Consider the following 25,199-nt stretch of genomic DNA (forward strand, 5'->3'; position numbering starts at 1 on the left):
GTACCCCATCTAGGGGTAAAAGGAGGCGGGAGTAGAATGGGCTGCATGCCACATTCCGACATTGCCGCAAAGCACGACCGCCTCGTTTGGATCGATTTGGAAATGACCGGCCTGGACCCCGAGCGCCATGTCATCGTCGAGGTCGCCGCCGTCATCACCGATGGCAATCTCAACATCCTGGGAGAGGGCATCGATCTGGTCGTCCACGCCACCGAGGAGGAGCTGGCACAGATGGATTCCTTCGTCACCGAGATGCATGCCAATTCCGGGTTGGATAAAGAAATCCGCGAGTCCACCACCTCCATCGGCGAGGCCGAAGATGCCGTACTTGCGCTCATCAACGAGTACTGCGATCCGGAGCACCCCGCTCCCCTGGCCGGCAATTCCATTGCGACCGATCGCACGTTCATCCGCACCTATATGCCACGGCTTGATAGTGCCCTGCACTACCGCATGATCGACGTGTCCACCATCAAGGAGCTTGCCCGCCGCTGGCACCCGCGCGCCTATTTCAACCAGCCCGATAAAGGCATGGCCCACCGCGCACTGCAGGACATCATCGAATCCATCCGCGAGCTAGACTTCTACCGCCGCAGCGTCTTCCGCACCGATGAGGGCCCCACCTCCCCCGAGGCGGAGCAGATTAAGGCCGAAACTACCGCAGATTACCAGGCGTTTTTGTAATTTAGGCGGCGTGAGTTAACCTATATCTCGTTGCTTTCACGCAGCGATGGTGGCTGTAGTTCAGCTGGTAGAGCACCAGGTTGTGATCCTGGGTGTCGCGGGTTCGAGTCCCGTCAGCCACCCCAAGTGCCCGAGCCTCGCGCTCGGGCTTTTTCAGTTTTCTACCTGCATGCTCGCCAGCAGCTCCTCCGAACGAGCCCGGCCAGCAACATCTGGCATATCTCCGGTGACCACAAACTCACTAACGCCTAGCCGCTTGCCGACGCCCCTTAGTTCCTCCCTCACTTCCTCCACCGTTCCCCAAACGTCATGGGCCAACGCCTCCTCAATGCGCCGTCGCTGCTGCCCCGTGAGGGCATCCATGTCCAGCTCGCCCGCCGGCCGCAAGGTCGCGAACTCGCCGGTCGATTGCGCTCGCACCTTCGCATAGGCTTCCGGCAACAAGAGATCACGGGCGGCCGCGGACGTCTCGGCAACGGCGATATTGAGCGAAGAGATAATAGGCGGGGCGTCGGCAAGCGCATGTTCGCGATACACTCGCGCAGCGGCCTCCTGCGTGGCTACAGGACCGCCCAGAATGACACCAAGTCCCAACTTTGCCGCCACCATTGCCGAGCGAAAGCCCGCCAAAACATAGAGCGGGGTGCCCCTATACTCAGGCCTGACCGTCACCGCCTCTTCGCCGCGCAGGTAGCGCAAGAGCGTGGCTAGCTCCGTCTCGAAGCGCTGCTTCACCTCGGCCGGCTCCCCCTGGCGCAGCGCCTTTCGCACCGGCGCGGTAAACCCGACGGAGGAGCCAATCCCTATATCAATGCGCCCGGGATACAGCGCCTCGAGGAGATTAATCTGCTCGGCCACCAGAAACGGCGGGTGATTGAGCAACATAATGCCGGCCGTGCCCACCCGAATGCGCTGCGTCTGTGCCGCAACGTGCGCCGCGAGCATCCCCGGCTGCCCCGCTGGTATTCCCGGCACACCGTGATGTTCGGCCACTAGAAAGCGCTGAAACCCTAACTTCTCTACGTGCCGGGCGTGTTCGGCCACCTGATCCAGTGGGCCGGCTGCCCCGCGGTCCAAAACAGAAAAGCGCATGGCCACCACTGTAGCCATGCGCTTGTGCCTTGCGCGGCCCCTAGCCGCTACTGATTAGCGTCCGTGTTACCTTTAGACCACTCGTCCCAGGACATATTCCAGTCACCGAGACCGTCCAACGCATTAAGCGTCTCGCCGTAGGTGTTGAATACCCGCACCACGTCGCCACGCTTCATCGTCTCCTGGAACCACTGCGCAGCCTCCGGCGTCACGTTGACGCAACCGTGGGACGTATTGGTATTGCCCTGCGCCCACACGGACCACGGAGCGGAGTGGACATAGATGCCGGAATAAGACATTTGCGTAGCCCAGTCCACGGTCGTGCGGTAGCCGCCCGCGTCATGGGCTAGGCCAAAGGTCTCCGAGTCCATGACTAGCTGCGGGTGCTCATCGCCGATAACGTAGCGGCCATTGGGCGTATCGTACTGATAATCGCGGCCCAGCGAGACCGGGATGGCACGCAAGAACTTCTTATTCTTAAAGACCTTCATCGTCTTGGTGGCGTTATCAATAATGGCCACCGTGCGGTCACCGATGGTGAAATTCGTCTTGGCGTTTTCACCGCCATAGATTCCCCCACCTAGGTCCTTGCCATACTGGTCCACCTTTACTTCAACCTTAGTGCCCGGCTCCCAGTAATCCTTCGGACGCCAGCGCACCTCCTGGTTATTGACCCAGTGGAAAGCGCCTTCCACCTTGGGGTTAGTGCTCACAGTAATGGTCTTTTCAGCCGCCTTCCGGTCCGTAATTGGCACACCGAAATTCACCCCAATAACCTGACCGACGCCGACTTCAGAATCCGGGATAGGGGAAAGCGAGACTTCGGCAACACCCGCTGCTTGCGGGGTGGAAAAACTGAGGCTCTTCTTGTTGCCATCTACATCGGAGGCCACGATGGAATAAGTGTGGTTATAGCCCAAGTCCTCCGCAGTAGACCACGTCTTGGCGTCTTTAGAGAGCTTTTCTTTAACTTCCACGCCCATTTCATTGGTCATGGTGACGCTCTTGAGCTTGCCCGTGGTCTCCACGGTGACAGGCTTGGACGGATCTACATCCGTCGCCCCGTCCTTTACGGAGGCTACAAGGCCGTCTTTCTTTTTGTCGGACTCTTTGCCGCCGTCCTTGTCTCCATCCGCATGTGCGGCGGCGGTGGATTCTTGGTCGGCAGCCTGATTCTCGGCTGAGGAATCAGAGGAGCAGGAGGCGGCGGCTAGGGAAATGCACGCAACGCCCACGGCCGCTACGAGACGGCGCGCGATAGGGAGGGAATTTTTCACTGAGTTGCCCTTAGACACGTAATTGCTGCTTTCAAAGACCAACATAGATTAGCGTCTCCCTCCGCCAATTACCAGAAGCCACTTCAGGCATTAACCAATTTGTTATACACCCTTTAAAAACCGCTTTGACCAGGCGATTTTACACTTTTAAAGAATGGCTGCTAGAGTATCTACTCGTTGCACAGAGAGCCACACGGCAGGAAGTCAACAATGCGCCATTAGCTCAATTGGCAGAGCAACTGACTCTTAATCAGTGGGTTCGGGGTTCGATTCCCTGATGGCGCACAATACGAATCTCGAGGCGTTGTTCTTAGAACGGCACCTCGAGATTTTTCTTTTTATGAGCCAGTCCTTGTCACCGCGCCGCACATGACTTATGTGCTCACGGCGCCAAGAAACCAGATGCCTGATGGCTCACCACTAAAACTAATAAAAATAGGCCGGGCGATTACCCGGCCTTGTGCTATCTCACCCGCAACGGGGCAATGAGTGGAGCGCCGCCATGCTGGACGACGTCCGCCTCTACCCCATACACGCCCTCCACGAGCTCCCCCGTGAGAACGTCCGCAGGGCTACCTTGAGCACGAATATGACCCTTTTTAAGCACCACCAGCTGGTCACACATGCGCGCGGCCAGGTTGATGTCATGGATGGCCACAAGGCCCAGGCTGCCATCGCGCTGTGCTTTGGCACGGACCTCATCCAAGACAAAGATCTGGTGATGGAGGTCGAGGGCGGACGTGGGTTCGTCGAGAAGCATGAGGCCTGGATTTCCCACCAGCATCTGTGCCACCGCCACAAGCTGACGCTGGCCACCAGAGAGCTCATTGAGGTAGCGCGAAGCAATCGCATCCAGCCCCAAGGAGTGCAGTACCTCACCCGTGCGTGTAATCGGGTCTTCGCAGGCCTCCCGGCGCGCGGAAATCAGCACGGCTTCAAAGGCCCGCAGCGCGGCCGTGCTCGTAAGGTCCTGCGGCACGTAGCCGATAAGCTGGCGGCGTCGCTTGCCGCGCGGGGCCGTGCCATCGACGCGGAAATCCACCTCGCCGTCACAGCCGCGGTGCACGCCGGCTAGGGACTTAATAAGCGTTGTCTTGCCAGAGGCATTCGGCCCCAAAAGGCCAACTAGCTGCCCGCCGTGGAGCTTTTCCACATCCACGGACTCCAGCACGCGATGCTTGCCATAGGCCGCACTCAGGCCGGAAATAGTCAGTTCTACGTCCACAGTGCCCTCCTTCGGGTCATGACGATAGCAATGAAGAATGGCACGCCCAGCAGCGAAGTAACGATGCCAATAGGAATAGCCAAGCCTGGTTTAATCATCAGGCTCACCGCATGCGCTGCACACATCACGGCTGCACCCGCCGCCATGGAGGCCGGCAGGAAGTAACGCTGGTCCTCGCCTACCAGCATGCGGGCGATGTGCGGGCCCACCAAGCCAATGAAGCCGATGATGCCTGCGAAGGCCACGGTCGTCGCCGCGACCAGCGAGACCACGATAAGCACCACTACGCGCAGGCGCGAGGTATTGATGCCCATGGCGGTAGCGCGGGCGTCGCCAAGCCGCAAGGCCGTCAGGCGCCAGCCCAGCACCCACAGGATAGGCAGGGCGATAATGAGCACGGCCGCCAGCACGCCATTGGCCGCCCAGTTGGCGCGAGTCAGAGAACCCATGGACCAATAGACAATCTGCTGCAGCGCCTCGGCCGAAGACCGGTATTGGATAAGCGCCAGCATGGCTTGGAAGAAGAACACCAAGCCGATGCCCAGCAGCACCATAGTTTCCGCTTTAGCGCCGCGAATAACAGCCGCAATCACGATGATCGCGGTGGCTACCGCGGCCGAAAGCCACGCCACCAACGCGAGATTGAACTGCGGCTGCGCAATCAGCTGCCATTTGAGCACGATGGAGCTGGCGCCGCCAAACGCGGCGGCCGCCGAAATGCCCAGCGTGAACGGCTCGGCTAGCGGGTTATTAAGGATGGTCTGCATCTCCGCGCCAGCCAAAGACAGGGCCATGCCGATGAGCACGGCCATCACGGCCATGGGCAGGCGCAGCTGCCACAGCACCGTGCGCGTCTGGTCATCCAGCCCCGCGGGATTCACGATGCCCTTCATGACCTCGCCCGGGCTGATATCGATCGCACCCACGAAGTTGCTGATAATAAAAGCCACGGCTGCGATCAGGGTCAGGCCCACAACAATGCCGATGCGTTGCCACGTTAATTTCTTGTGCTGCCGCGCCAGCGCGGCTACCTCTGCGCCCTCCATTAGTTGGTGCTAAAGAAGGTTCCCTCGCCGGAAACCGGCGAGTACTTTTCTTGCGCATCCATCCACTGCTTGGCGACGTCCATATCGGCATACGCCTCCGGGTCAATCCACTCCGCGACCTGCAGCAGCGCCAGGTAATTAAACGGCGAATCATAGAACTGGTGCCACATGCTGTGCAGGTGGTGTTCCTTGACTGCACGCAGCTTATCGAAGCCGGCCTGCTTGCCCGGCAGCTTGGCGACGCTGCCCTTGGCTTCCTTTTCATCAATGCCATAACCGACTGCCGCATAGCCGACTGGGTGGCCCTCATCGTCCTTCATCTCGGACCAATCGCCACCGGTGGCAATAACCATGTCCGGGTCAGATTCAAGGACCTTTTCCGGAGTGATCGTGCCGGACTCGCCCGGAATGACTTTATCGCCGATATTCTCGCCGCCGGCCGCGTTGACCAGCTGGGAGATATTGGAATCGTTCCACGAACCGCAGCAATCGGAGACACCTGCTGCTCTCCAAACGAAGGTCTTTGGTTTATCTTTTACCTTCTCTGCGCGGTCTTCAACCAGATCCACCGTCTCTTGCCAGTCCGCGTTGAATTCCTCAGCGCGCTCCTCTTGGCCGAAGATCTCGCCGAAGATGTCCATAGTCTTAGGCGTATTCTCCAGCGGGTCGCGGCGGAAGTCGGTGACCGCATACTTCAAACCAGCCTGGTCCATCTTGTCGGTCAGGCCAGCTTCGCGGGAGGCATCGTATTGATCCAGCGAGAGCACAATGAGGTCCGGGTCTAGGCTCACGAGTTTTTCTACGGTGACATCGCCCTTGGCAAAGCCGCCGATCTCTGGAACCTCGTTTACGGACGGCAGTTCTTTTTCCAGCGCCGCGTAGTAATCCGGCACGTTCTGCTTGAGATCCGTACCGATGCCAACGACCTTGTCCAGTGGATTATCGGGGTCGAGTACACCGGTGGCAAAAATCGATCGGCCCTCCCCCAAAATCACGCGATCGGGAGCGTTATCCAGTTCCACGTCACGGCCGGTGATATCGGTGAAGGAGAACTCGGCATCGCCACTGGAGCCGCCAGTTACTTCCTCAGCTGCGCCACAGCCGACGAGTGCGGTTGCCGATGCCGCCACAACCGCCATCACCTTGAAGGGGGTATGAGCCATTTTTAGTCCTTGGTTGTTGGATGCCCTCGCAGCAGCCGCGATGGGCCTTACATAGGACATCCTAACCTGACTAAGTAAGGTAACCCAAACCTAAACGGGTTCGCCGTTGATCGTGTAGTCTTCCGGCTCTCCCTTGGGCACCTCAGTTCCGTCCGCCATGGTGCGGTTTTCCAACTCTCCATCCGGATCCACAATCGCAATATCGAAGCCGGACTCGCGAATTCGGCGCAGCCCCTCTTTCAGCATGCGCCGGCCCATGCGGTTCGTACCGGTGATATGCGATAGCTCGAGCACCACCGTGCCTTCGCCAAAATCCGACTCCATCAGCTCGTACAAGATGGTCTCGGCCGCGTTGAAGTTAATCAGGCCCTGCAGATAGATGACGGTCAGCTCGGCATCCTGCTCCACCTTGCGCACTGGGTTCACGCCATAGCGCTCATCCGTAGACATTAGGTGCAGGCCCATATCCTTCGACAACAACTTAAACGCATCCACCCCGCGCACCGAGTTGCCCTCCTTGTTCAGCCGCGGCGAGAACGTCGCCACACCCAGCTGGCCAGGCAGAGTACCCAAGAGGCCACCTGAAACACCCGACTTCGCCGGGATTCCCACCTCGGCCATCCACCGGCCGGCGCCGTCATACATGCCGGCCGAGCTCATCACTGACAGCGTCAGTCGGCACACGTCCGCATCCAAAATCTTGTCTCCCGTTACCGGCTGCACCCCACCATTGGCCAAGGTTGCCGACATCACTGCCAAGTCCCGCACCGTCACCACAATCGAGCACTGCTCGATATACGTCGAGACCGCATCGTGCGCTTCGTCCTGGATGATGTCGTAATTGCGCAGCATGTGCGCTAGCGAAAGGTTGCGTTCGCTGACATCGAGCTCGGAGGAGCGCATGGCGTCGTCGATAAGCAAGTCGCGGCCTGCCAACCGGGAGAAATAGGTGCGCAGTCGCTCCACGCGCGCGGCCGGCTCCGAATCCACGCCATTAATCAACTGCGTGACCGCAATCGCGCCCGCATTGATCATGGGGTTGACCGGCCGGTGGTCATCACGGTTGAGCGAAAGCTCATTGAAAGCCTCCCCCGAAGGCTCCATGCCCACTATCTCGCGCACCGCGGAAAGGCCGAGCTCCTGCAGCGCCAGTGCGTAAACAAACGGTTTAGACAGGGATTGCAGGGTAAATTCCACCTCATCATCGCCCGCGGAATATACGTGGCCGGTGGTGGTGCACATCGCGGCGCCGAGGTACTCGGGCTGCGCCTTAGCCAACTCCGGAATATAATCCGCCACGGTGCCGTCGCGATTATCGCGCACCTTATTGAGGATTTCCTGCAAATAAAAAGGGATTGGTGTCTTCATCCCAACCCAGCCTACGAAAAAAGTCCCCGCGGTGTGCGGGGACTTCCTTAATTAGTAATTAGTGGCGCTCGGACAGCAGGCGCTGCAGCTCCTTCAAGTCGCTCTTGCGGCGGCGAGAGCGGAAGACTGAGAAAGCAATTAGTCCAACCACAGCGGCGCCGACGCCGCCAAGGGCCATCTGCACGTTGCGGTCCTGCAGCTTATCGGTAGCCGCGGTCTTGGCCTCGTTGGCAAAGTTCTGCGGCTTGCTGCGCTGCGCAAGCTCGTCCAGGGTGCCGGCCAGCTGGCGGCGAGTGCGCTCGATATCGCGTTGAATGTCTTCAATATTGCGTGCCACGAAGTTCTCCTCTTAACTTAGGTTCGCTCTTAACGGGATCATTCTACCCCGCCGGTGCAAAAGCGTGCAGCCCGGCCGGTAAGTATGGTGGGAACCATGACTGAAAACCGATTGAACGTTGGAGATACCGCCCCTGCCTTTGCGCTCGCCGACGACGCCGGAAACACCGTTTCCCTCGCCGATTACGCAGGCCAACGCGTACTCGTCTATTTCTACCCCCGCGCCAATACCCCGGGCTGCACCAAGGAGGCCTGCGATTTCCGTGATTCCTTGGAGCAGCTCAATGATCTCAATATTGCCGTCGTAGGCATCTCGCCCGATAAGCCAGAGGCGCTGGCAAAATTCCGCGCGGACCATGAGCTGAACTTCCCGCTCCTGTCGGATCCGGATAAGTCCGTTATGACCGCCTACGGTGCCTTTGGCGAGAAGAAGAATTACGGCAAGGTCGTCCAGGGCGTCATCCGCTCCACCTTCTTGGTCGAGCCGGACGGCACCATCGGCCAGACGCACTACAATGTCAAGGCCACCGGCCACGTCGCCCGCGTGATGAAGGGCCTAAGCTAGCGCGGCGTCGTCCAGCGCAGTGACGAACGCATTGACCGGGCCGGTCTCCTTATCCACAGCCTGGCCGTACGGTGCAATTGCGCAACTGCGCGCGATCCGGGGGCCTTTCTAGCACGGTGGTAGCGATCTAAAGCGCGCTCGTTTCGCGCCTTTGTGCCACTTCCGCCCACCGCAGGCAGTTGACACTTAAACAAGCTATCCACAGCTGCGGCCGTCTACGACTCAGCTCTACTGCCAGTCCTGTTTAGAGTTGCGGCCATGAGCGCACTGAAGGCTTATGCCTCCCACATAGCCTCGGCGATGGATATCCTCGCCGAGGCCCGCGGCATGTCTGAGCGCGCCCTCATCGAGCTGGGTCTACCCGATGTAGAAGCCCGCGACGTCCGCGCGCTTGCCGCGGTTTATTTCGGCCCAACGCGCTTCAGCCGGAAGCAACGCCACGCCACCACGGCCGCTCGCCACCATGACCTCATAACGCTCAAGCTGATTGAAAAATATGTCTCCCGCGTGCGCACACAGCGCGATGCGTGGAACTTGCGGGTAGAGCTGTGCCGCCTGCGAGGCCCCGCCTCTGAAATCGCCCGCCGCGCCAAGCAACGCCTCCGCGACCTCCGCCCGCGCCGCTCGCCGCCCCGCGAAGGGGTGCAGCTCCTTCGCCGCCCGAATGGCCCCTGGACCATGCGGATTACCGCCCCCTCTGCCTTCCTCGCGGAGTTTGACGCCGCGCTCGACCCCGCGCGCCCACTCGATTCCCTGCGCGATCTCCTTCGCGGCTCGGGCGCCCCTTCCGCGCGCACCACAACCAACGTCATCATCCCGCTCAACGCGCTGGACCGCATCTTGGACGGCGACGGTGAAGAAGTCACCCTGCGGCTGACTAATGGCGCCACCATTACCGGTGCCGAGTTGGTCGAGCGTACTTTCACCGAGCACGGACTAGCCACCCTTATCCATCCCGTTAAAGGCCCCGTCAACCTGTATCGCACCTCGCGCTACGCCACCGAGAAACAGCGGCAGATGGCCGCGGCCGAAAACCCTACCTGCCCGTGGCCGCCGTGCAACCACCCGGCGGACAAGGCCCAGATCCATCACCTGAAGGCTTGGAAGCACGGAGGACTGACCAATATGGACAACCTCACCGTGTGCTGCCCGTATCACAACGGGGTCAACCAAGATGATCCGAATGCCCCGCCGCTGCGTGGACGCCTTGCCCGAGTCAATGGCAAGGTTCGTTGGGTCCGCTAGCGCTGCCTCTGCGAGGTAGCGCTACTCGGCGTGCTCGACAAAGTCCGCGTAGACTTCCGCGGCTACCCGCGCGAATTCGGCCGGTGCCATGCGCGCCATGCCCTCCGGCAGGCTGCCCCACAACGTACAGCCTGTCACCTCCGGCATCTCCTCCAGGTTCAGGCGCGTAGCCAAGTCCGGATCGGCCGGCAGCGAGCCGCCAACTAGCCCGAGCACCTCAATTCCACGGCGTTGTGCCTCGCGCACGGTCAGCTCGGCCGCGTTGAGGCTTCCTAGGTTAAGGGAGGTGACGATGAGGAGCTTATCGGCGACGTCGGCAAGCGTATAGGCGTCCGTTAAACGCACGAGGAGCCCGCCGGCGCCTTCCACGAGCACCACACGGCCGGGTGCGTCAAGGGCGGCAATCCATTCTTTAAGTTCCTGCAGGCTGGGTTGGCCCATGCCGGCCCGGCGCGCAGAAAGATTCGGCGCCAGTGGCTCCGGAAAGCGCACCATCTCTGCTACCTCCACCCCCGCCAGCTTGCCGACGGTCGCCGCATCCCCCTTCCCCTCCGGCTCTCCCGTCTGCAGCGGTTTGGCGTAGATGACCTCGCGGCCGCGTTGCTTGAACGCGCTGGCGAGCGCGGCCGTGGCCACAGTCTTACCGACGTCAGTATTCGTCCCCGTCACGTAAATTATCACTGTCGTCCTCCTGCCACCGCAGCGCGCACGCCGCGGCACATTTGCGCTATTTCATCTGCGGTGCTGATAAACGGCGGCATGATATAAATCAACCGGCCGAACGGACGTAACCACACACCTTGGGCTACGGCTGCGGCCGTCGCTGCGGACATATTTACATCGCATTCCATTTCCACCACACCTATGGCGCCAAGTACGCGCACGTCGGCTACCCCAGGTTCCTCGGACAGGCCCTCAAACCCTCGTTGCAGCTGCTTTTCGATGCCGGCTACCTGCTCGCGCCAATTGCCCTCCAAAATGAGCGCAGTTGCCTCGGCCGAAACGGCACAAGCGAGTGGATTAGCCATAAATGTTGGTCCGTGCATCAGCGCGCGCGGACTCATCCCCTCGGCCACCTTCGCGGTGGCGAGCGTGGCAGCCATGGTCATAAAACCGCCGGTCATCGCCTTGCCAACGCACATGATATCTGGCACAACGCCAGCGGCTTGGGTGGCAAAGAGTTCACCTGTGCGGCCGAACCCGGTGGCGATTTCGTCCGCGATGAGCACGATACCGTGGCGGTCGCAGATTTCTCGGGCCCCGCGGACCAGCTCGTGGTCGTGAAAGCGCATGCCACCCGCGCCTTGGACTACAGGTTCAATAATTAGCCCCGCAACTTCTTCCGTGATGCACGCTTCCAGCTCGCGCAGATAGTTCGCGCGCTCGGCCGGGCTAGCCCCGCGAGTAGGCGGCGCCGGGGCAAAAATCTGCTGCGCTAAGGTACCGGTCCACATCGAGTGCATGCCGCCTTCGGGATCGCACACGCTCATCGCCGCGAAGGTATCGCCATGATACCCCGACCTCCACGTCAACATCTTGGAGCGCTCTGGGTGCCCTGCGCCACGGGCATACTGCAGTGCCATTTTGATGGCTACTTCTACCGATACAGATCCGGAATCGGAATAAAAGACCTGCTCAAAATTACCACGCGTTAATTCCATGAGGTTACGAGTAAGCCGCGCAGCCGGTTCGTGGGTGAGTCCGCCGAACATGACGTGGCTCACCCTCTCGATTTGTTCGTTCGCTGCCGCCTTGAGCCGCGGGTGGCCGTGGGCGGCGGCCCACCAGGAAGACATGGCGTCGATAAGCGTGGTGCCATCTGCGAGTGTTAAATAAACGCCGGCGGCCGAGTCCACCACAAGCGTGGGCTCGCCTGGCTCGGCGTAGGGATGCCAAATGTGGCGTGCGTCGAGAGCGGCAATGTCCTCCGCTGAAATATCCATGATTTTAGGTTTATCACAGACTTTCGGCCGTTATAGTGCTTTTATGACAATTATTAAACATCGTTCAATTCGGCGTTTACCGGTGGCTTTGCCGGCTATCGCCGGAATTGAAATGTGGGAGCGCTTTAGCTTCTACGGCATGCAGGCCATCCTCGCCTACTACCTCTATTCCACCTCCGGCGGACTCGGCATGGACCAGGCGCAGGCCACGGCGCTCGTCGGTGCCTACGGCAGTCTGCTCTACCTGTGCACGTTCGTGGGCGGGTGGGTCAGCGACCGGCTCCTAGGTGCCGAACGCACGTTGCTTGCCGGCGCGAGTCTGCTCATGTGCGGGCACCTTTCGCTGTCCTTCGTGCCTGGTATGGCGGGCCTCGTGGCCGGACTGTTGCCGCTTGCGCTGGGTTCAGGGCTGCTTAAAACGGCGGCAATTACCATTCTGGGCGCGGCTTTTCCTCCCACAGCCGGCGCACGGGATGGGGCTTTTCAAATCTTTTACCTGGGGATAAATATTGGCGCTTTACTCGGACCGATGCTCACGGGCTGGCTGGCACAAAAGCACGGCTACCATGCCGGTTTCCTCGCAGCCGCAGGCCTCATGTGCTGCGGGTGTGTCTTCTACGGGTTATTGCGCCAGCGGGTAGTCACGGAGTTCGACACCCGGCCTCCCAACCCTACTGCCGCGCCAGGCAAGGCCGCGGCGGTAGCTGTGGTGGCTGTAGTGGGCAGCGTCGCGGTCGCGGTGACGGTCCCACCAGACAAGCTCGCCATGCTTTTGCTCTTTGCGACGATCGCGGCCGCCCTCGCTCTCTTCGCCAGCATGCTGCGATCCCCGCGGGTCAGCGTGCCGGAGCGGAAGCAGGTTCTGGCGTATATCCCGCTCTTTTTCTGCTCGACGGCCTACTGGACTCTCCAGCCGCAGATTTACGGGGTGCTAGCCGTGTACTCGGATCAACGTGTAGACCGCATGGTCGGCGGGTTTGAGATTCCGGCGGCATGGACGCAATCGCTCAATCCACTGTTCATCCTGGCATTGTCCCTACCGCTGGCGGCGAGCATGTCTCGGTGGGCATGCTCGCGGCGTGTGCTGATGGCCGTAGGCATCATGGTGGCAGGTTCCGGAATGTTTGTGCTGTTGCCATTCGTCGGGGGCGGAGAAAATTCAACGCCATTTGTGGTGTTGGCCGTGACCATCTTGTTGATGTCGCTCGGCGAGCTATTTATCGGGCCGGTGGGCATGGCGGCATCGGCCGCGCACGCGCCGCGAGCGTACGCGACGCGCTTTTCCGCGCTGTATTTCCTCACCATGGCCATTGGAACCTCGCTAGCGGGAACGCTGTCGACGCTGTATGACCCTTCCTCGGCGGGTGCGGAGCGGACCTACCTACTTGTTGTCGGAATTGTCCCCGTCGCGCTGGGGCTCATGCTCTTGGTCGGAAGAAAGGACGTCGTGAACGAGGCTTCGGGCAGCGTTTAAGGCATCGACTTGTGAGGCAGCCCTGGTCTCGGCGGGGAAAATCTGGCACTCGTGGTCGGGTACAACTTCTGCGCGGCGGGTAATACCGCGCTGGGCGGTATAGGCGTCAAAGAGGTTATCGATGCTCAGGGCTAGTCCTCGTTTTTGAGTTGGTCGCGCAGCTGCTGGAAGTACTCGCGGGCAGCCTGGGGCTGCGCGGTGGGGTGCTGACCCTGCTGCGACTCTTGCTCACCGCGATTTTGCTCGGAGCGCTCCTGCTCAGCACGCTGGGAGGCAGCGATGGCTTCGCGCTTGGCACGCTCTGCCTGATGCTTGGACTCGCGCTCGATTTCCTCGGCGCGGGATGGCTTGTGCGGCTGCGGGCGGCGGTGCTGAGGCGCCCCCTCGGCGGAGTCGAGGGCGCGGTTGGCCATGAGCACGTCGCGCATGCCGCTAAAGAGGTCACCCATGCCCTGCGGGTTGGAGGGCATGTACAGCACAGAGGCCTGGCCGTTGTGGGAGACATCGACCATCGCGTCGAGGTATTGAGAGACCAGCATGAGCGCCTCGGGGGATTCTTCCACGCCGGCGTCGCGAAGCATTTCGTATTGCTGGGCAATGCCCTCGACGATTTCCTTGCGCTGGTCCGCAACGCCGCGTCCCTGCAGCTTCTTTGCTTCGGCAGCACCCTCGGCCTCTTTGACCACGCGGATCTTCTCGGCCTCTGCTTGGGCGACGGCCGCTTCACGCTCACGCTGCGCCGCGTTAATGGAGTTCATGGACTCGCGTACGCGGGAATCGGGGCGGATATCGGTAACCAGGGTGTTGACAAAGTTCCAGCCGTACTCGGCCATATTATCGCGCAGGGAAGCCGCAACATTGCGAGCAATGGTGTCCTTGGAGGAGAAGGAATCATCCAGGTCCATATTCGCCACGGAGGAGCGAACATTATCCTGCACGTAGGCCACAATCTGCTGTTCGTGGTTGGAGAGCATGTAATATGCCTCGCGCTCTCGGCCTTCAACTACCTCGTATTGCACGGCCACAGGGATCTGGACGAAGACATTGTCCTTGGTCTTGGTCTCCACCATCACATCCAGCTGGCGCACCTGCAGCGAAATTTTATCGCGTACGCGGTCTACCCACGGCATCTTGAAGTGCAGGCCAGCATGCGCCACCTTTTGGAATTTACCCAAGCGCTCCAAGATGGCAGCTTCGCGAGTGCGAACGATGAAATAGCCATCAAAGAGGGTTCCCAAGATAAGCAACAGGATGAGGACTATAACTATGGTGGCGATCAAAATATCTCCCTAAATGTCGTGACAATCACCAATATTTTCGCATAGGAAATAGCGAAACGCTAGTGATCGTCGATAAGCGCAAAAAGCCTGCCCAGGATGGTCGCACCGTCTTCGCGAATGCCGTTGTGCTGGAACTCGTTGCTAATCCACGGCCGCAGGTCCCCCAGGTGGGCGGCGGTAGCCAAGGATTCTTCGAGCGGAACGAAAATATCATCGACATATATGGCCGCGGCCGTGGTCGGCACCTCACCGAGCGCATAGGGCGGGGAGAATTCGTGGCGGGCGAGGCCGTGGGCGGCGTCGGCAAACGCGTGCAGAGCAGGGTCCTCGTCGAACTGCCAGGGAAAGATATGCTCGCCAGTCAACCACGTGCCGGACTCCGCAAACTCCGGGAATTCCTCGCGCACACGATGCGCCGCCCAATGAGTAACGGCCTGCCCACCGGCGCCGCCATAGATTGACTCATGGATAGCGGCATACAGCGGGCCGTCTGCAAAGCTCACGCGCTGGCCGACGTCCACCAAGAAATCGCCGCGCAGCCGCTTCTCCCCTGCCACGGTGCGGAAAGGCTCTTCCAGCAGATAAGCCAGCGAATCAAAACCGGTGCCGCGGCCGAGCTCAATACCGATGGTGCGAAACCGCAGCGAGGACAGACGCTCTCCGGTGGGAAGGCGCTCATCCGAATTGTCCAAGTGGGAGATGATCTCCTCAATGCTGTCCTGGGCCCACGGGAATTCGCGGTAGAAACGCTGCTGGCGAGCCTTGAGCTTGCTAAAAGTGGCGCGGTATAGATCGTCTGCACCCTTCAGCGTGGGGATGCCACCGGTGAAAAATGCATGCTCGACGTGTTCGGGGGCCTGGGACAGGTAGGCGGTAATGCAAAAGCCGCCGAAGGATTGGCCGAATAGCGACCACTTCTCCAGGCCGAGGTGTTCGCGCAAACGTTCGGCGTCGCGGACGATATTATCTTGGCGCAGCAACGCCAAGTGCGCTGCGGTGCGCTCCGCGGCCGGGCTCAGTGCATCGATGCGGTGCGATCGGCCGGTGCCGCGCTGGTCCATGAGGATCACGCGGTACCGCTCCAGTGCCTTGCCAATAAGCCCCGTGGGTGTCAGCGGCCGGGGTGCTGGGAAACCAGGCCCGCCCTGGAGGTAAAGCAACGCGGGCAGGCCCTCTCCGCTGGGCGGGATGATTTCGCGGGCATAAAGCCCAAAAGTCCCGTGGGGATTGGAATAATCCCACGGGACTTCTAGGTGGTGCTCTTTAATTGTGTGGCCAAAGCGGCGGTAGTCGGTCATGCCCTCCCAGGCTAGTAGACTTCCAAGCCCTTCGAGCGGAAGACGTCGCGGATTTTCTCCACGTCCTCCGGCTTTGGTGGCTTCGTGTCTGCCAACTGGTAGGTCATATCTAGACCTTCCCACTTGTCTTTGCCCATATTGTGGAAGGGCAAGACCTCGACGCGTTCGACGTTAGATTTCCAACGCGCCACGATATTGGCCACATTTTCCACGTTCTCTGGCGAGTCCGTGAGGTCAGGCACCGCTACGAAGCGGATCCATACCGGCTTACCTATCTTGTTCAACCTGTCGCCGAAATCCAGTGTTGGCTGGAGCTGGCGTTGGGTGACCTTGCGGTAAGTCTCCTCGTCGCCCGACTTGACGTCGAGAAGCACGAGGTCGATATTGTCTAGGTCCTCGTCCCGCAAGCGCGAGCCCAAGTACCCAGCCGTATCGATGGTGGTGTGAATACCCGCATCGTGGACTTCCTTAAGCACGCGGCGCGTGAAGGAAATCTGGAAGAGGGGTTCGCCACCGGAGATGGTCAGACCGCCACCGGAAGCTTGGAAGATGGGCTTATAACGCTTGATGCGCTTGACCACATCCTCGACCCGCTCCAGTGTGCCGGTCTTCATCTCCCAGGTGTCTGGATTATGGCAGTACTGGCAGCGCAGTGGGCATCCGGACATGAACATCGTCATGCGGGTTCCCGGGCCATCGACGGCGGTCACGAGCTCCCAAGAGTGCACGAGGGCGATATCGCCGGTACGGCGCGCCTCCATGAGCTCCGGGCGGGTAATGTCATCGAGTTGTGCATTATCTCCCAGGCCCGCAGCTACGCCGCGGACACGCTCTCCTTCTTCCGGAGAGAGGGTGACAACACCAGTAACGCCATCAGCCATGATTAAGAACCCTGGTGGAAGGTGCGGGAGATAACGTCGAGCTGCTGCTCCTTGGTCAGCTTGACAAAGTTGACAGCGTAGCCAGAGACGCGAACGGTGAGGTTCGGGTACTTCTCTGGGTGCTCAACGGCGTCCTCGAGGGTGGACTTGTCCAGCACGTTGATGTTGGCGTGGTACAGACCAGAGTTCATCTGGTGTGCATCGCGGTTTGCCTTCATTGCTGACATACGGTCTTCGAAAGTTGGGGTTGCCATGATTTTCTCCTTTTCGAGATGGTTGAGGGTTGAGTGGTTTTTACTTCTCCATGATGAAGCCGGCATCCAGAACGCCCACCAGGTTAGTGATGCGCTCTTCTGGGGTGCGGCCCAATCCGGAAGGAGTAATGGTGTTGGTCAGCGAGATGCCGTCCAAGGCGTCCTTGTAATCCAGCTTGCCAACGGACAGCATGGAAGCAACCATGCCGTGGCTGTCGGCACCGTTTTCAGGGTTAGCGCCTGGGGAGAACGGCGTGCCGGCCTTGTGGCCCGACGGGAAGGCGCCTGTTGCCTTGCCGTAGACCACGTTCGAGGTAATGGTCAGCACGGACTGAGTTGGGATGGCATTGCGGTACATCGGGATGGCCTTAATCTTTTCCATCACGGTGTGGACAATGGTTGCGGCGATGTCATCGGCGCGGTCATCGTCGTTGCCATAGAACGGGAACTCGCCCTCGGTGACGTAGTCCGTAATCAGGCCGGTCTCGTCACGGACCGGGGTGACCTTGGCGTACTTGATAGCAGCCAGGGAGTCGGCGACGATGGACAGACCGGCGATGCCGCAGCCCATGGAGCGTACGATATTGGAATCGTGCAGCGCCATCTCGACTGCCTCGTAGGCGTACTTGTCGTGAGAGTAGTGGATGATGTTGAGGGCCTCAACATAGGTGCCAACAACCCAGTCCAGCATCTCTTCGTACTTCTGCCAAACTTCATCGAAGTCCAGCGGGCCATCGCCCTTGATGGGCTCGTAGCCTTCTACGACCTGCTTGCCGGTTACCTCATCGCGGCCACCGTTGATGGCGTAAAGCAGAGCCTTAGCGGCGTTCACACGAGCGCCGAAGAACTGCATCTGCTTGCCCACTTCCATCGGGGAAACACAGCAGGCAATTGCGGCGTCGTCGCCCCACTGCTCACGAATCTGGCGGTCAGACTCGTACTGGATGGACGAGGTCTCGATCGAGATGTGCGCACAGAATTCCTTGTAGCCTTCTGGCAGCTTCGGATCCCAGAAAATGGTGATATTTGGCTCCGGTGATGGGCCAAGGTTAACCAGGGTCTGCAGCAGACGGAAGGAGGTCTTGGTGACCATGTGGCGGCCGTCGTTGCCAAAGCCAGCATCAGACCAGGTTGCCCAGTACGGGTCGCCGGAGAAGATCTGGTCATAATCGATGGTGCGCAGGAAGCGGACGATGCGCAGCTTGAGAACCAGGGAGTCGATGATTTCCTGGGCGTCTTCCTCGGTGATGATGCCAGCGGCGAGGTCGCGCTCGAAGTAGCAATCGAAGAAGGCGGACAGGCGGCCAATGGACATTGCGGCGCCATCCTGGGACTTAATGGATGCCAGGTAGCCGAAGTAGGTCCACTGTACTGCCTCGTGAGCGGTCTTAGCCGGCTTGGAGATGTCGAAGCCGTAGGACTCAGCCATCTTCTTGAGCTTCTTCAGGGCCTTGATCTGCTCGGAGTGTTCCTCGCGGAAGCGTGCCCAGTGCTCAGAGAAGCCAGCGTCTGCGACGGAATCGCGGGAAGCCTGCTTTTCCTCGATCAGGTAGTCCACACCGTAGAGAGCCACGCGGCGGTAGTCACCGATGATGCGGCCACGGCCATAAGCATCCGGCAGACCGGTGATGATGTGTGATGAACGAGCAGCGCGGATGCGCGGGGTGTAGATATCGAAGACCGCATCGTTGTGGGTCTTGCGGTAGCGGGTGAAGATCTTCTCCACCTCAGGGTCGACTTCCTTGCCTGCTTCGGCGATGGCCTGCTTGACCATGCGCCAGCCACCGAACGGCATCATGGCGCGCTTCAGCGGGGTATCGGTCTGCAGACCGACGATAACGTCGTCGTCCTCTGAGATATAGCCGGCCGGGAAAGCGTCAATGTCGGTCGGGGTGTGGGTGTCAACATCGTAGACGCGCTTTTCGCGCTCGACGGACAGGTAGTTCTTCTCCAGGGTCTCCCAGACGCGCTTGGTCTTTTCGGTCGGGCCCGCCAGGAAGCTGGAATCGCCGTCGTACGGCGTGTAGTTACGCTGAATGAAGTCGCGGACGTTGATGCCCTCGGTCCATGGACCGGACTCAAATCCCTTCCACGCTTCAAACTGTTGAGGCTGCGTTGCGGTAGTCATAATTCCCTTCTTTCGGGCGAATTTCTATCAGGGGTAAATGCCGCTTTTTCGAGCCACAGCACCAAGCCCCTCTGGCCTCAATTGTTGACTACATCAGCGGTAATAACAAGTTCAGCAGACGTTGGAAAGGCTAAAAATAAACCGGTCGTGTTGTTTCGCTGGTTAGTGATTTCATGCAGAACGCACGTACGTCTTAGATCGGGGGTGAACTAGCCCCGAACGTGTTCCTCATCACCCCGATTTTTTGGCCGCTACCTGCACGAACCTCTACTGTTAAACCCGTTCAGCTTCGCTTCCGCACAAAGGAGGACTTCGTGGCTTCCCAGCCCAAGCATCCAGTAGATACCGTCCCACCCGCCCCCAAATTAGCTGCCTTAGGCGTGCAGCACGTATTGGCCTTTTATGCCGGGGCGGTTATCGTTCCGCTGCTCATCGCCGGCTCGCTTAACCTGGATGCGGAAACCACCATCCACCTCATCAATGCGGACCTTTTGACCTGTGGCATAGCAACGATCATTCAGTCCATGGGCGTCGGCAAGCGCATTGGCGTGCGCCTGCCCATCGTGCAGGGCGTAACCACAACGGCCGTCTCCCCGATTATTGCCATTGGCCTGGGCGCAACCGACGGCGAAGGCGGGGTGGCCTCGCTGCCGACCATTTATGGCGCCATCATCGTCGCCGGCCTGTTTACTTTCTTCGCGGCGCCGGTCTTTGGCAAAGTGCTGCGTTTCTTCCCGCCGGTGGTCACCGGTTCGGTCCTGCTGGTGATGGGCACTTCACTATTGGGGGTTTCGGCCAATGACTTTGTCAATTACGCCGAGGGAGTTCCAGCCACCCGTGACCTGCTCTACGGTTTTGGCACGCTCGCGGTCATCGTTTTGGTGCAGCGTTTTTCCTCTGGCTTCCTAGGCACCCTGGCCGTGCTCATCGGCCTAGTCTTGGGTACGGGCGTGGCGCTCGTGCTAGGCGACGCCTCCTTTAGCGAAGTCTCCTCCGCCCCCGCTCTCGGTATCACCACCCCGTTCTACTTCGGCATGCCAAAGTTCGACGTGGTGGCTATTTTCTCGCTCATCATTGTCATGATCATCACCATGGTGGAGACCACTGGCGATGTCTTTGCCACCGGCGAGATTGTCAAAAAGCGCATCCGTCGCGATGATGTCGTGCGCGCCATCCGCGCCGATGGCCTGTCCACCCTGGTGGGCGGCGTAATGAATTCCTTCCCGTATACCTGCTTTGCACAAAACGTCGGTCTGGTCCGCCTGACCAGCGTGAAATCGCGCTGGGTGGCCGTGGCTGCCGCCGGATTCATGATGGTATTGGGCATTTTGCCCAAGGCCGGTGCGGTCGTGGCCGCCATCCCCTCCCCTGTGCTTGGCGGCGCCTCCCTGGCGCTTTTCGCCAACGTAGCGTGGGTGGGCCTACAGACCATCGCCAAGGCCGATCTTTCCGATGGCCGCAATTCCGTCATCGTCACTTCCGCGCTCGGCTTGGCCATGCTGGTGACCTTCAAGCCGGATATCGCCACGGCCTTCCCGGAGTGGGCGCAAACCTTCGTCTCCTCCGGCATGTCCATCGGCGCCATTACCGCCATCGTGCTTAACCTGCTGTTCTTCCACACCGGGGGAAAGCAGGGCACGCAGGTGTCTCGGGCCGTCGGCAAGAGCGTAAGCCTACAGCAGCTCAACAATGCCTCCCGCGAGGAATTCGTCTCCGCGCTGCGCCCGCTGTTCAATAACGAGACGTGGCCGCTCGAACTGGCGTGGGAGTCGCGGCCTTTCAGCGATGTCAATGAGCTGCGCGCCGCCATTCAGGTAGCCGTGCTGACCGCGGATGATTCCCGCCGTGCTGCCCTCATCCACGATTACCCTGCCATGGATGAGCTGCTGCTTGCCGACGCCGACGAAGCCGCCACCATCTCCGCCGACCGCGGCTCCTTGGGGCTAACCGACTTGGATGATGTGCAGACCGAGCGCATTACCGAGCTTTCCGCCGCCTACCGCGAGCGCTTCGATATGCCCTTTGTGGCTTATCTGGATACCAATGACACCGTTGACCGCGTCATTGACGCCGGCGTACGCAGGCTGGCTAACTCCCCAGAGCAGGAGTACCGCACCGCGATGGGTGAGATCGTAGAGATTGCCAACGACCGCTTCGATATCTTGCTGGCCGATGCCAACCCGGTCCGTTCTTCCTGGGACCGCAAGTTCACCGAGGTGGACTAGCTACCGGAAGGAAAAATCTACCTCAGCCTCCGGGTCCACGCCGGAAATAATGCCGGTGTAGAACTGCTTGGCCTGGCTTTGGAGGACATCGCGATTATCCGCGATGTCCTTTTTCTTTTTGTCCTCATCCAGAATCTTGGTGATGGTTTCCGCTTTATCGATATCCGGGGTAATCCAGCTCAGCGCGCCATTATCTTCCACCGCGGTTTCGAAGTTCTCATCCGAGTGGCCAATGAAAATGAACTCTGGGATCTGCACGCGGAAGTGGTGCGGGGATTCCTCTTCTACGTGCACCTGGGATCCTTCAATGCCGAGCTTCGCGCGGTAGGAGTACTTGATGTATTGGGTACGCTCACTGCCTGGGACCTGCCAATTCCACAGCGTGCTGGTAGCGGACTCCTCCGATATTCCCTCAATCCCCAAGGAGACGAGCACCACCTGTTCCTCGCGCTCCACGGCCTTGATGACCTTGGTATTGCTCGATTCGGTCTCCACGTCCACCGGTTCCCGGACTTGCCACACCACCACCGCAGCTACCGCCAGGGCGGCGATGAGAATGACAACGATAAGGGTGGAAAACAGCTTTTTCATAATGCCCATCTTAGGGTGAAATACGGACGGTGATATGCGAAAACGCCGCCGACCACGAGGGTCGACGGCGCCTATGGTGCGCCCGGTGAGACTTGAACTCACACGTCATAAGACACTAGAACCTAAATCTAGCGCGTCTGCCAATTCCGCCACGGGCGCGGGGGACTTGACATAGTGTACACGGTGGGCGGGTAATCCAGAAACCAGGGGTGTTCTGTTTTCCGGCCGTTGGTGGGTAGGGTGGAACGCGTGAGCACTCAAGAGGAACAGAAAAACAAGCGCGTGCAGGTGCGATGGTGGCACGTCCTCCTCATCGCGTTTTTCGTCGTGCTCTTCCTATTCCTGGCCTATTGGCAATGGACCCGCTTCCGCTCCGGCTCGGGCACCTTCCAAAACCTGGGCTATGCCTTCCAGTGGCCACTGTTTGCCGTGTTCGTGGTTTATGCCTATCGCACCACGCTGCGCTATGAAAACGAGCGCCTCGCGGCCGAGGAAGAAGTCCGCGACATGGATGACACAGACAAAACCGCCCCGGCCGACGCTCCCACACAGCCGCAGGCAGAAACCAAAATTGATGAGGATTTCCTGCCCCAGCGGCCCCAGATGGATGTGGAAACGTTCAACGCCATGAATACCCCGCGCCGCCGGCGCGGCGAGAATGAAGAAAGCTGATTATGACCAATAAAGTTCACCCCGCCCGCCAAGCCCGCATCCGCGGACCCTTGAAGTTTTTCTCCATCGCGGCCACTGTGACCGGTATCTTCTTGATCATCCTGGTCATCCGCATGGTCTGCCAGTACATCATTGGCATGGATATCCCCGAGTGGGCCACCTATATCGCGATCGTGCACGGCATCGCGTACATGACCTACCTGCTGTCCATCCTCATCCTCGGCCCGCGCGCGCTGTGGCCGGTGGGCAAGCTCTTTACCACCGCCCTTGCGGGCGTGGTGCCCTTCCTGTCCTTCTGGATGGAGCACAAGCGCCGCAAGGAAATCACGGAGGAGTTCCAACTCTAAGAGTTGTGGACAAGCTCCGCGATGGCGGGGACAAGTTGACTAAGAGCGCGGCCGCGATGCGAGACCGCGTTCTTTTCTTCTGGGGACATCTCTGCAGCCGATCGGGACTCGCCTTCCGGCTGGAAGAGTGGGTCATAGCCGAAGCCGTTTTCCCCGCGCGGCTCGCGCAAGAAGCGGCCTTCCCAGCGGCCCTCGGCCACGTGCTCTGCGCCTTCGGGCGTGACGAGCGCGCAGACCGAGACAAAGGCTGCGGCACGGCGCTCATCAGGGACATCGGCCATCTGCGCCAAGACTAAGTCATTATTGGCCTGGTCATTGCCGTGCTGGCCGGACCAACGGGCGGAAAGCACGCCGGGCATGCCGTTGAGCTCTTCGATAGCGAGGCCCGAATCATCCGCCACGGTGGCATAACCGGTAGCGGCCACGCCAGCACGGGCCTTGATGAGCGCATTATCGGCAAAAGTGCGGCCATCTTCTACCGGTTCTGGATAAGGTTCCACGGCGGAAAGCGGGCGCAGCTCGACACCCTCGATGCCGGCATCAGCCAGAATCCGTTCCAGCTCGCCGAGCTTCTTAGGGTTATTAGACGCGACGAGAATTACCACCCCAACGCCGCCTTCTGTGCGGCGATGAGTTCGCGGCAACCCTTCTGCGCTACGTCGAGCATCTCGTTGAGCTCCTCTCGGCCAAAGAGACCGTGCTCACCGGTGCCCTGGATTTCAACGAAGTCGCCGGATTCCTGCATCACTACATTCAGGTCGACCTCGGCGCGGGAATCCTCCTCATAAGGCAGATCAAGGCAGATTTCGCCGTCAATGATGCCTACCGAGACTGCAGCGATGGGATCAAGTAGCGGCTCGCCGGGGACGACGCCCTCGGCTTTGAGGTGCGCGATGGCGTCAGCCAGCGCAACATAGGCGCCGGTGATAGAGGCAGTGCGGGTGCCGCCATCAGCCTGGAGGACATCGCAATCGAGCTGAATGGTGTTCTCCCCTAGCTCCTCCAAGTCCACTGCGGCGCGCAGGGAGCGGCCGACGAGGCGGGAAATCTCATGGGTGCGGCCCTTGACCTTGCCCTTCATGGATTCGCGCGGCATACGGTCGTGGGTGGCGGAAGGCAACATGGCGTACTCGGCGGTCAGCCAGCCTTCGCCCGAATCGCGCTTGAAGCGAGGCACGCCATATTCTACGGATGCGGTGCACATGACGCGGGTATTGCCAAACTCCACCAGCACCGAGCCGGCCGGGTTGGTGGTGAAATTGCGGGTAATGCGGACGCTGCGCATCTGGTCCAGCGCGCGCCCATCGGCACGAGTAAATTCAGTCATGCCGTCCAGCGTATCTTAGAACTCCATACCCGCGGCGCCGAGGATAATCTCACCGTCGAATTCGGAGCGAGCGGCCTCCAAGGTAGCTTGGGCATCGCCCCACGGTTGGATGTGGATGAGCACGAGCTTGCCCACGCCCGCCTCGCGCGCCGCCCTGCCAGCTTCCGCGCCCGACATATGCATATCCGGTGCCATCCCCTCCGAGCTCGCGCCCCAGGCTGCCTCACAGAGGAAAATGTCGGCGCCCCGTGCGGCGTCGACAAGCGCGGGCGTATATGAAGAATCACCGGAGTAGGTGATGGTCTGGCCCGTCTTAGTATGTTCCACGCGCAAAGCATAGGCCTCTACCGGGTGGGTGACCGGGAAGGGAGTGATATATACATCGTCGACAAGCTGGCGCTCGCCCGGCTCCCATGCGCTAAAGGCGAAGGTATCGGACATGTCATCGATGCCATCGACCTCATCGGAAGACAGGCGGCCCAGGTGCGTCGGCGTAGCCTCCGGCCCGAAGCACATATTTCTTGAGGCCGCGGGCGCCGTGGGATGGAAGCGGCGCCACACCATCAGAGAGGGGAAATCCAGGCAGTGATCGGCATGCAGGTGACTAAAAGCCACGTGCGCATCGCAAGGATCCTGCTGCTGTTCCAGCTGCGCTAAGGTGCCAGGGCCCATATCGAGGACGATGGACGGCGCATTATCGAAGGACAGCAAATAGCCGGAGGCGGGGTTCTGGGCGGTGGGGACGCTACCGGAGCAGCCTAAGATGGTCAGCTTCATG

25 protein-coding genes and 3 tRNA genes are annotated in these 25,199 nt (G+C 60.1%); 9 read left to right on the forward strand and 19 right to left on the reverse strand.

What is annotated here, in order from left to right:
- Window positions 1-36: 36 nt before the first annotated feature.
- Both orn and WMQ00_RS05590 read left to right on the forward strand, forming a co-directional pair.
- A complete protein-coding gene (gene orn / locus WMQ00_RS05585; RefSeq protein WP_200288706.1) occupies window positions 37-684 on the forward strand; it encodes an oligoribonuclease in 648 nt (215 codons plus the stop codon).
- A gap of 49 nt (window positions 685-733) precedes the next feature.
- A tRNA-His gene (locus tag WMQ00_RS05590) sits at window positions 734-809 on the forward strand.
- 28 nt (window positions 810-837) lie between these two features.
- Here the strand turns inward: WMQ00_RS05590 and WMQ00_RS05595 are convergent.
- Complete coding sequence (locus tag WMQ00_RS05595; RefSeq protein ID WP_200288705.1) at window positions 838-1,794, reverse strand: MsnO8 family LLM class oxidoreductase; 957 nt, start codon at window positions 1,792-1,794, stop codon at window positions 838-840.
- 29 nt (window positions 1,795-1,823) lie between these two features.
- Window positions 1,824-3,095 carry a L,D-transpeptidase gene (locus WMQ00_RS05600; protein ID WP_396335057.1) on the reverse strand — a complete coding sequence of 424 codons (1,272 nt, stop codon included), beginning with the start codon at window positions 3,093-3,095 and terminating at the stop codon, window positions 1,824-1,826.
- Window positions 3,096-3,265: 170 nt separating this feature from the next.
- Between WMQ00_RS05600 and WMQ00_RS05605 the strand changes: the two genes are divergently transcribed.
- Window positions 3,266-3,338: transfer RNA gene (locus WMQ00_RS05605), tRNA-Lys, on the forward strand.
- Window positions 3,339-3,516: 178 nt separating this feature from the next.
- On the opposite strand, the gene WMQ00_RS05610 is transcribed toward WMQ00_RS05605, so the two are convergent.
- The 5 genes from WMQ00_RS05610 to WMQ00_RS05630 all read right to left on the reverse strand — a co-directional run bounded on the left by WMQ00_RS05610 (window position 3,517) and on the right by WMQ00_RS05630 (window position 8,192).
- Window positions 3,517-4,278 (reverse strand): ABC transporter ATP-binding protein, encoded by a 762-nt coding sequence (locus tag WMQ00_RS05610; protein WP_023020884.1) that lies wholly within the window; start codon window positions 4,276-4,278, stop codon window positions 3,517-3,519.
- Complete coding sequence (locus tag WMQ00_RS05615; protein WP_340440760.1) at window positions 4,269-5,324, reverse strand: FecCD family ABC transporter permease; 1,056 nt, start codon at window positions 5,322-5,324, stop codon at window positions 4,269-4,271. The genes WMQ00_RS05610 and WMQ00_RS05615 overlap by 10 nt, the downstream gene beginning before the upstream one ends.
- Window positions 5,324-6,487, reverse strand: coding sequence for an ABC transporter substrate-binding protein (locus WMQ00_RS05620; RefSeq protein WP_239207938.1), 1,164 nt, complete (start codon window positions 6,485-6,487; stop codon window positions 5,324-5,326). Before WMQ00_RS05620 ends, WMQ00_RS05615 begins: the two co-directional genes overlap by 1 nt.
- A 90-nt stretch (window positions 6,488-6,577) precedes the next feature.
- On the reverse strand, window positions 6,578-7,855 hold the full coding sequence (locus tag WMQ00_RS05625; protein ID WP_023020881.1) for a glutaminase: 1,278 nt from the start codon (window positions 7,853-7,855) through the stop codon (window positions 6,578-6,580).
- Window positions 7,856-7,913: 58 nt separating this feature from the next.
- The gene (locus tag WMQ00_RS05630) at window positions 7,914-8,192 is read right to left on the reverse strand and encodes a DUF3618 domain-containing protein (protein ID WP_005323988.1); all 279 of its coding nucleotides are present in this window, start codon (window positions 8,190-8,192) and stop codon (window positions 7,914-7,916) included.
- 96 nt (window positions 8,193-8,288) lie between these two features.
- On the opposite strand from WMQ00_RS05630, the gene bcp reads away from it, so the two are divergent.
- Both bcp and WMQ00_RS05640 read left to right on the forward strand, forming a co-directional pair.
- Window positions 8,289-8,756: a thioredoxin-dependent thiol peroxidase gene (bcp, locus tag WMQ00_RS05635; protein ID WP_005327287.1), complete on the forward strand. Its 468-nt coding sequence runs from the start codon at window positions 8,289-8,291 to the stop codon at window positions 8,754-8,756.
- 258 nt (window positions 8,757-9,014) lie between these two features.
- Entirely contained in the window at window positions 9,015-10,001 is a 987-nt protein-coding gene (locus tag WMQ00_RS05640) for an HNH endonuclease signature motif containing protein (protein WP_200288702.1), read from the forward strand.
- 21 nt (window positions 10,002-10,022) lie between these two features.
- Here WMQ00_RS05640 and bioD read toward each other — a convergent pair whose 3' ends face one another.
- Together bioD and WMQ00_RS05650 are read right to left on the reverse strand one after the other, a co-directional pair.
- A complete protein-coding gene (bioD, locus tag WMQ00_RS05645) occupies window positions 10,023-10,682 on the reverse strand; it encodes a dethiobiotin synthase (protein ID WP_239207939.1) in 660 nt (219 codons plus the stop codon).
- Window positions 10,679-11,944, reverse strand: coding sequence for an adenosylmethionine--8-amino-7-oxononanoate transaminase (locus tag WMQ00_RS05650; protein WP_340440761.1), 1,266 nt, complete (start codon window positions 11,942-11,944; stop codon window positions 10,679-10,681). The genes bioD and WMQ00_RS05650 overlap by 4 nt, the downstream gene beginning before the upstream one ends.
- 43 nt (window positions 11,945-11,987) lie before the next feature.
- Between WMQ00_RS05650 and WMQ00_RS05655 the strand changes: the two genes are divergently transcribed.
- Window positions 11,988-13,418, forward strand: coding sequence for a peptide MFS transporter (locus WMQ00_RS05655; RefSeq protein ID WP_340440762.1), 1,431 nt, complete (start codon window positions 11,988-11,990; stop codon window positions 13,416-13,418).
- A gap of 131 nt (window positions 13,419-13,549) precedes the next feature.
- Here WMQ00_RS05655 and WMQ00_RS05660 read toward each other — a convergent pair whose 3' ends face one another.
- Genes WMQ00_RS05660 through pflB form a run of 5 tightly spaced genes read right to left on the reverse strand, consistent with a single transcriptional unit; the run spans window position 13,550 to window position 19,259 of the window.
- On the reverse strand, window positions 13,550-14,698 hold the full coding sequence (locus WMQ00_RS05660; RefSeq protein ID WP_023020874.1) for an SPFH domain-containing protein: 1,149 nt from the start codon (window positions 14,696-14,698) through the stop codon (window positions 13,550-13,552).
- A gap of 59 nt (window positions 14,699-14,757) precedes the next feature.
- Complete coding sequence (locus WMQ00_RS05665) at window positions 14,758-15,996, reverse strand: alpha/beta fold hydrolase (protein WP_308767106.1); 1,239 nt, start codon at window positions 15,994-15,996, stop codon at window positions 14,758-14,760.
- 11 nt (window positions 15,997-16,007) lie between these two features.
- Window positions 16,008-16,877 carry a pyruvate formate-lyase-activating protein gene (gene pflA, locus WMQ00_RS05670; protein WP_200288696.1) on the reverse strand — a complete coding sequence of 290 codons (870 nt, stop codon included), beginning with the start codon at window positions 16,875-16,877 and terminating at the stop codon, window positions 16,008-16,010.
- Between the two features lie 2 nt (window positions 16,878-16,879).
- Window positions 16,880-17,131: an autonomous glycyl radical cofactor GrcA2 gene (gene grcA2 / locus WMQ00_RS05675; RefSeq protein ID WP_005323969.1), complete on the reverse strand. Its 252-nt coding sequence runs from the start codon at window positions 17,129-17,131 to the stop codon at window positions 16,880-16,882.
- A 40-nt stretch (window positions 17,132-17,171) separates the two neighbouring features.
- Window positions 17,172-19,259 (reverse strand): formate C-acetyltransferase, encoded by a 2,088-nt coding sequence (pflB, locus tag WMQ00_RS05680; protein ID WP_340440763.1) that lies wholly within the window; start codon window positions 19,257-19,259, stop codon window positions 17,172-17,174.
- A gap of 314 nt (window positions 19,260-19,573) precedes the next feature.
- On the opposite strand from pflB, the gene WMQ00_RS05685 reads away from it, so the two are divergent.
- A complete protein-coding gene (locus WMQ00_RS05685; RefSeq protein ID WP_284836071.1) occupies window positions 19,574-21,484 on the forward strand; it encodes a solute carrier family 23 protein in 1,911 nt (636 codons plus the stop codon).
- Here WMQ00_RS05685 and WMQ00_RS05690 read toward each other — a convergent pair whose 3' ends face one another.
- Together WMQ00_RS05690 and WMQ00_RS05695 are read right to left on the reverse strand one after the other, a co-directional pair.
- The gene (locus tag WMQ00_RS05690; RefSeq protein WP_232212609.1) at window positions 21,485-22,075 is read right to left on the reverse strand and encodes a hypothetical protein; all 591 of its coding nucleotides are present in this window, start codon (window positions 22,073-22,075) and stop codon (window positions 21,485-21,487) included.
- 74 nt (window positions 22,076-22,149) lie between these two features.
- Window positions 22,150-22,234, reverse strand: a tRNA-Leu gene (locus WMQ00_RS05695).
- Between the two features lie 90 nt (window positions 22,235-22,324).
- Between WMQ00_RS05695 and WMQ00_RS05700 the strand changes: the two genes are divergently transcribed.
- Together WMQ00_RS05700 and WMQ00_RS05705 are read left to right on the forward strand one after the other, a co-directional pair.
- Window positions 22,325-22,747, forward strand: a complete 423-nt coding sequence (locus WMQ00_RS05700; RefSeq protein ID WP_023020868.1) for a hypothetical protein — start codon at window positions 22,325-22,327, stop codon at window positions 22,745-22,747.
- A 2-nt stretch (window positions 22,748-22,749) separates the two neighbouring features.
- Complete coding sequence (locus tag WMQ00_RS05705; protein WP_023020867.1) at window positions 22,750-23,094, forward strand: DUF3817 domain-containing protein; 345 nt, start codon at window positions 22,750-22,752, stop codon at window positions 23,092-23,094.
- Here WMQ00_RS05705 and rdgB read toward each other — a convergent pair.
- Genes rdgB through WMQ00_RS05720 form a run of 3 tightly spaced genes read right to left on the reverse strand, consistent with a single transcriptional unit; the run spans window position 23,091 to window position 25,198 of the window.
- Entirely contained in the window at window positions 23,091-23,699 is a 609-nt protein-coding gene (gene rdgB / locus WMQ00_RS05710) for an RdgB/HAM1 family non-canonical purine NTP pyrophosphatase (RefSeq protein ID WP_023020866.1), read from the reverse strand. The genes WMQ00_RS05705 and rdgB overlap by 4 nt on opposite strands.
- Window positions 23,693-24,421, reverse strand: a complete 729-nt coding sequence (gene rph / locus WMQ00_RS05715) for a ribonuclease PH (protein ID WP_005323955.1) — start codon at window positions 24,419-24,421, stop codon at window positions 23,693-23,695. The genes rdgB and rph overlap by 7 nt, the downstream gene beginning before the upstream one ends.
- A gap of 15 nt (window positions 24,422-24,436) precedes the next feature.
- Window positions 24,437-25,198, reverse strand: a complete 762-nt coding sequence (locus WMQ00_RS05720) for an MBL fold metallo-hydrolase (protein WP_023020865.1) — start codon at window positions 25,196-25,198, stop codon at window positions 24,437-24,439.
- Window position 25,199: the final 1 nt, after the last annotated feature.

The organism is Corynebacterium sp. KPL2825, assembly GCF_037908445.1.
In the GTDB taxonomy this organism is placed as follows: Bacteria; Actinomycetota; Actinomycetes; order Mycobacteriales; family Mycobacteriaceae; genus Corynebacterium; species Corynebacterium kefirresidentii.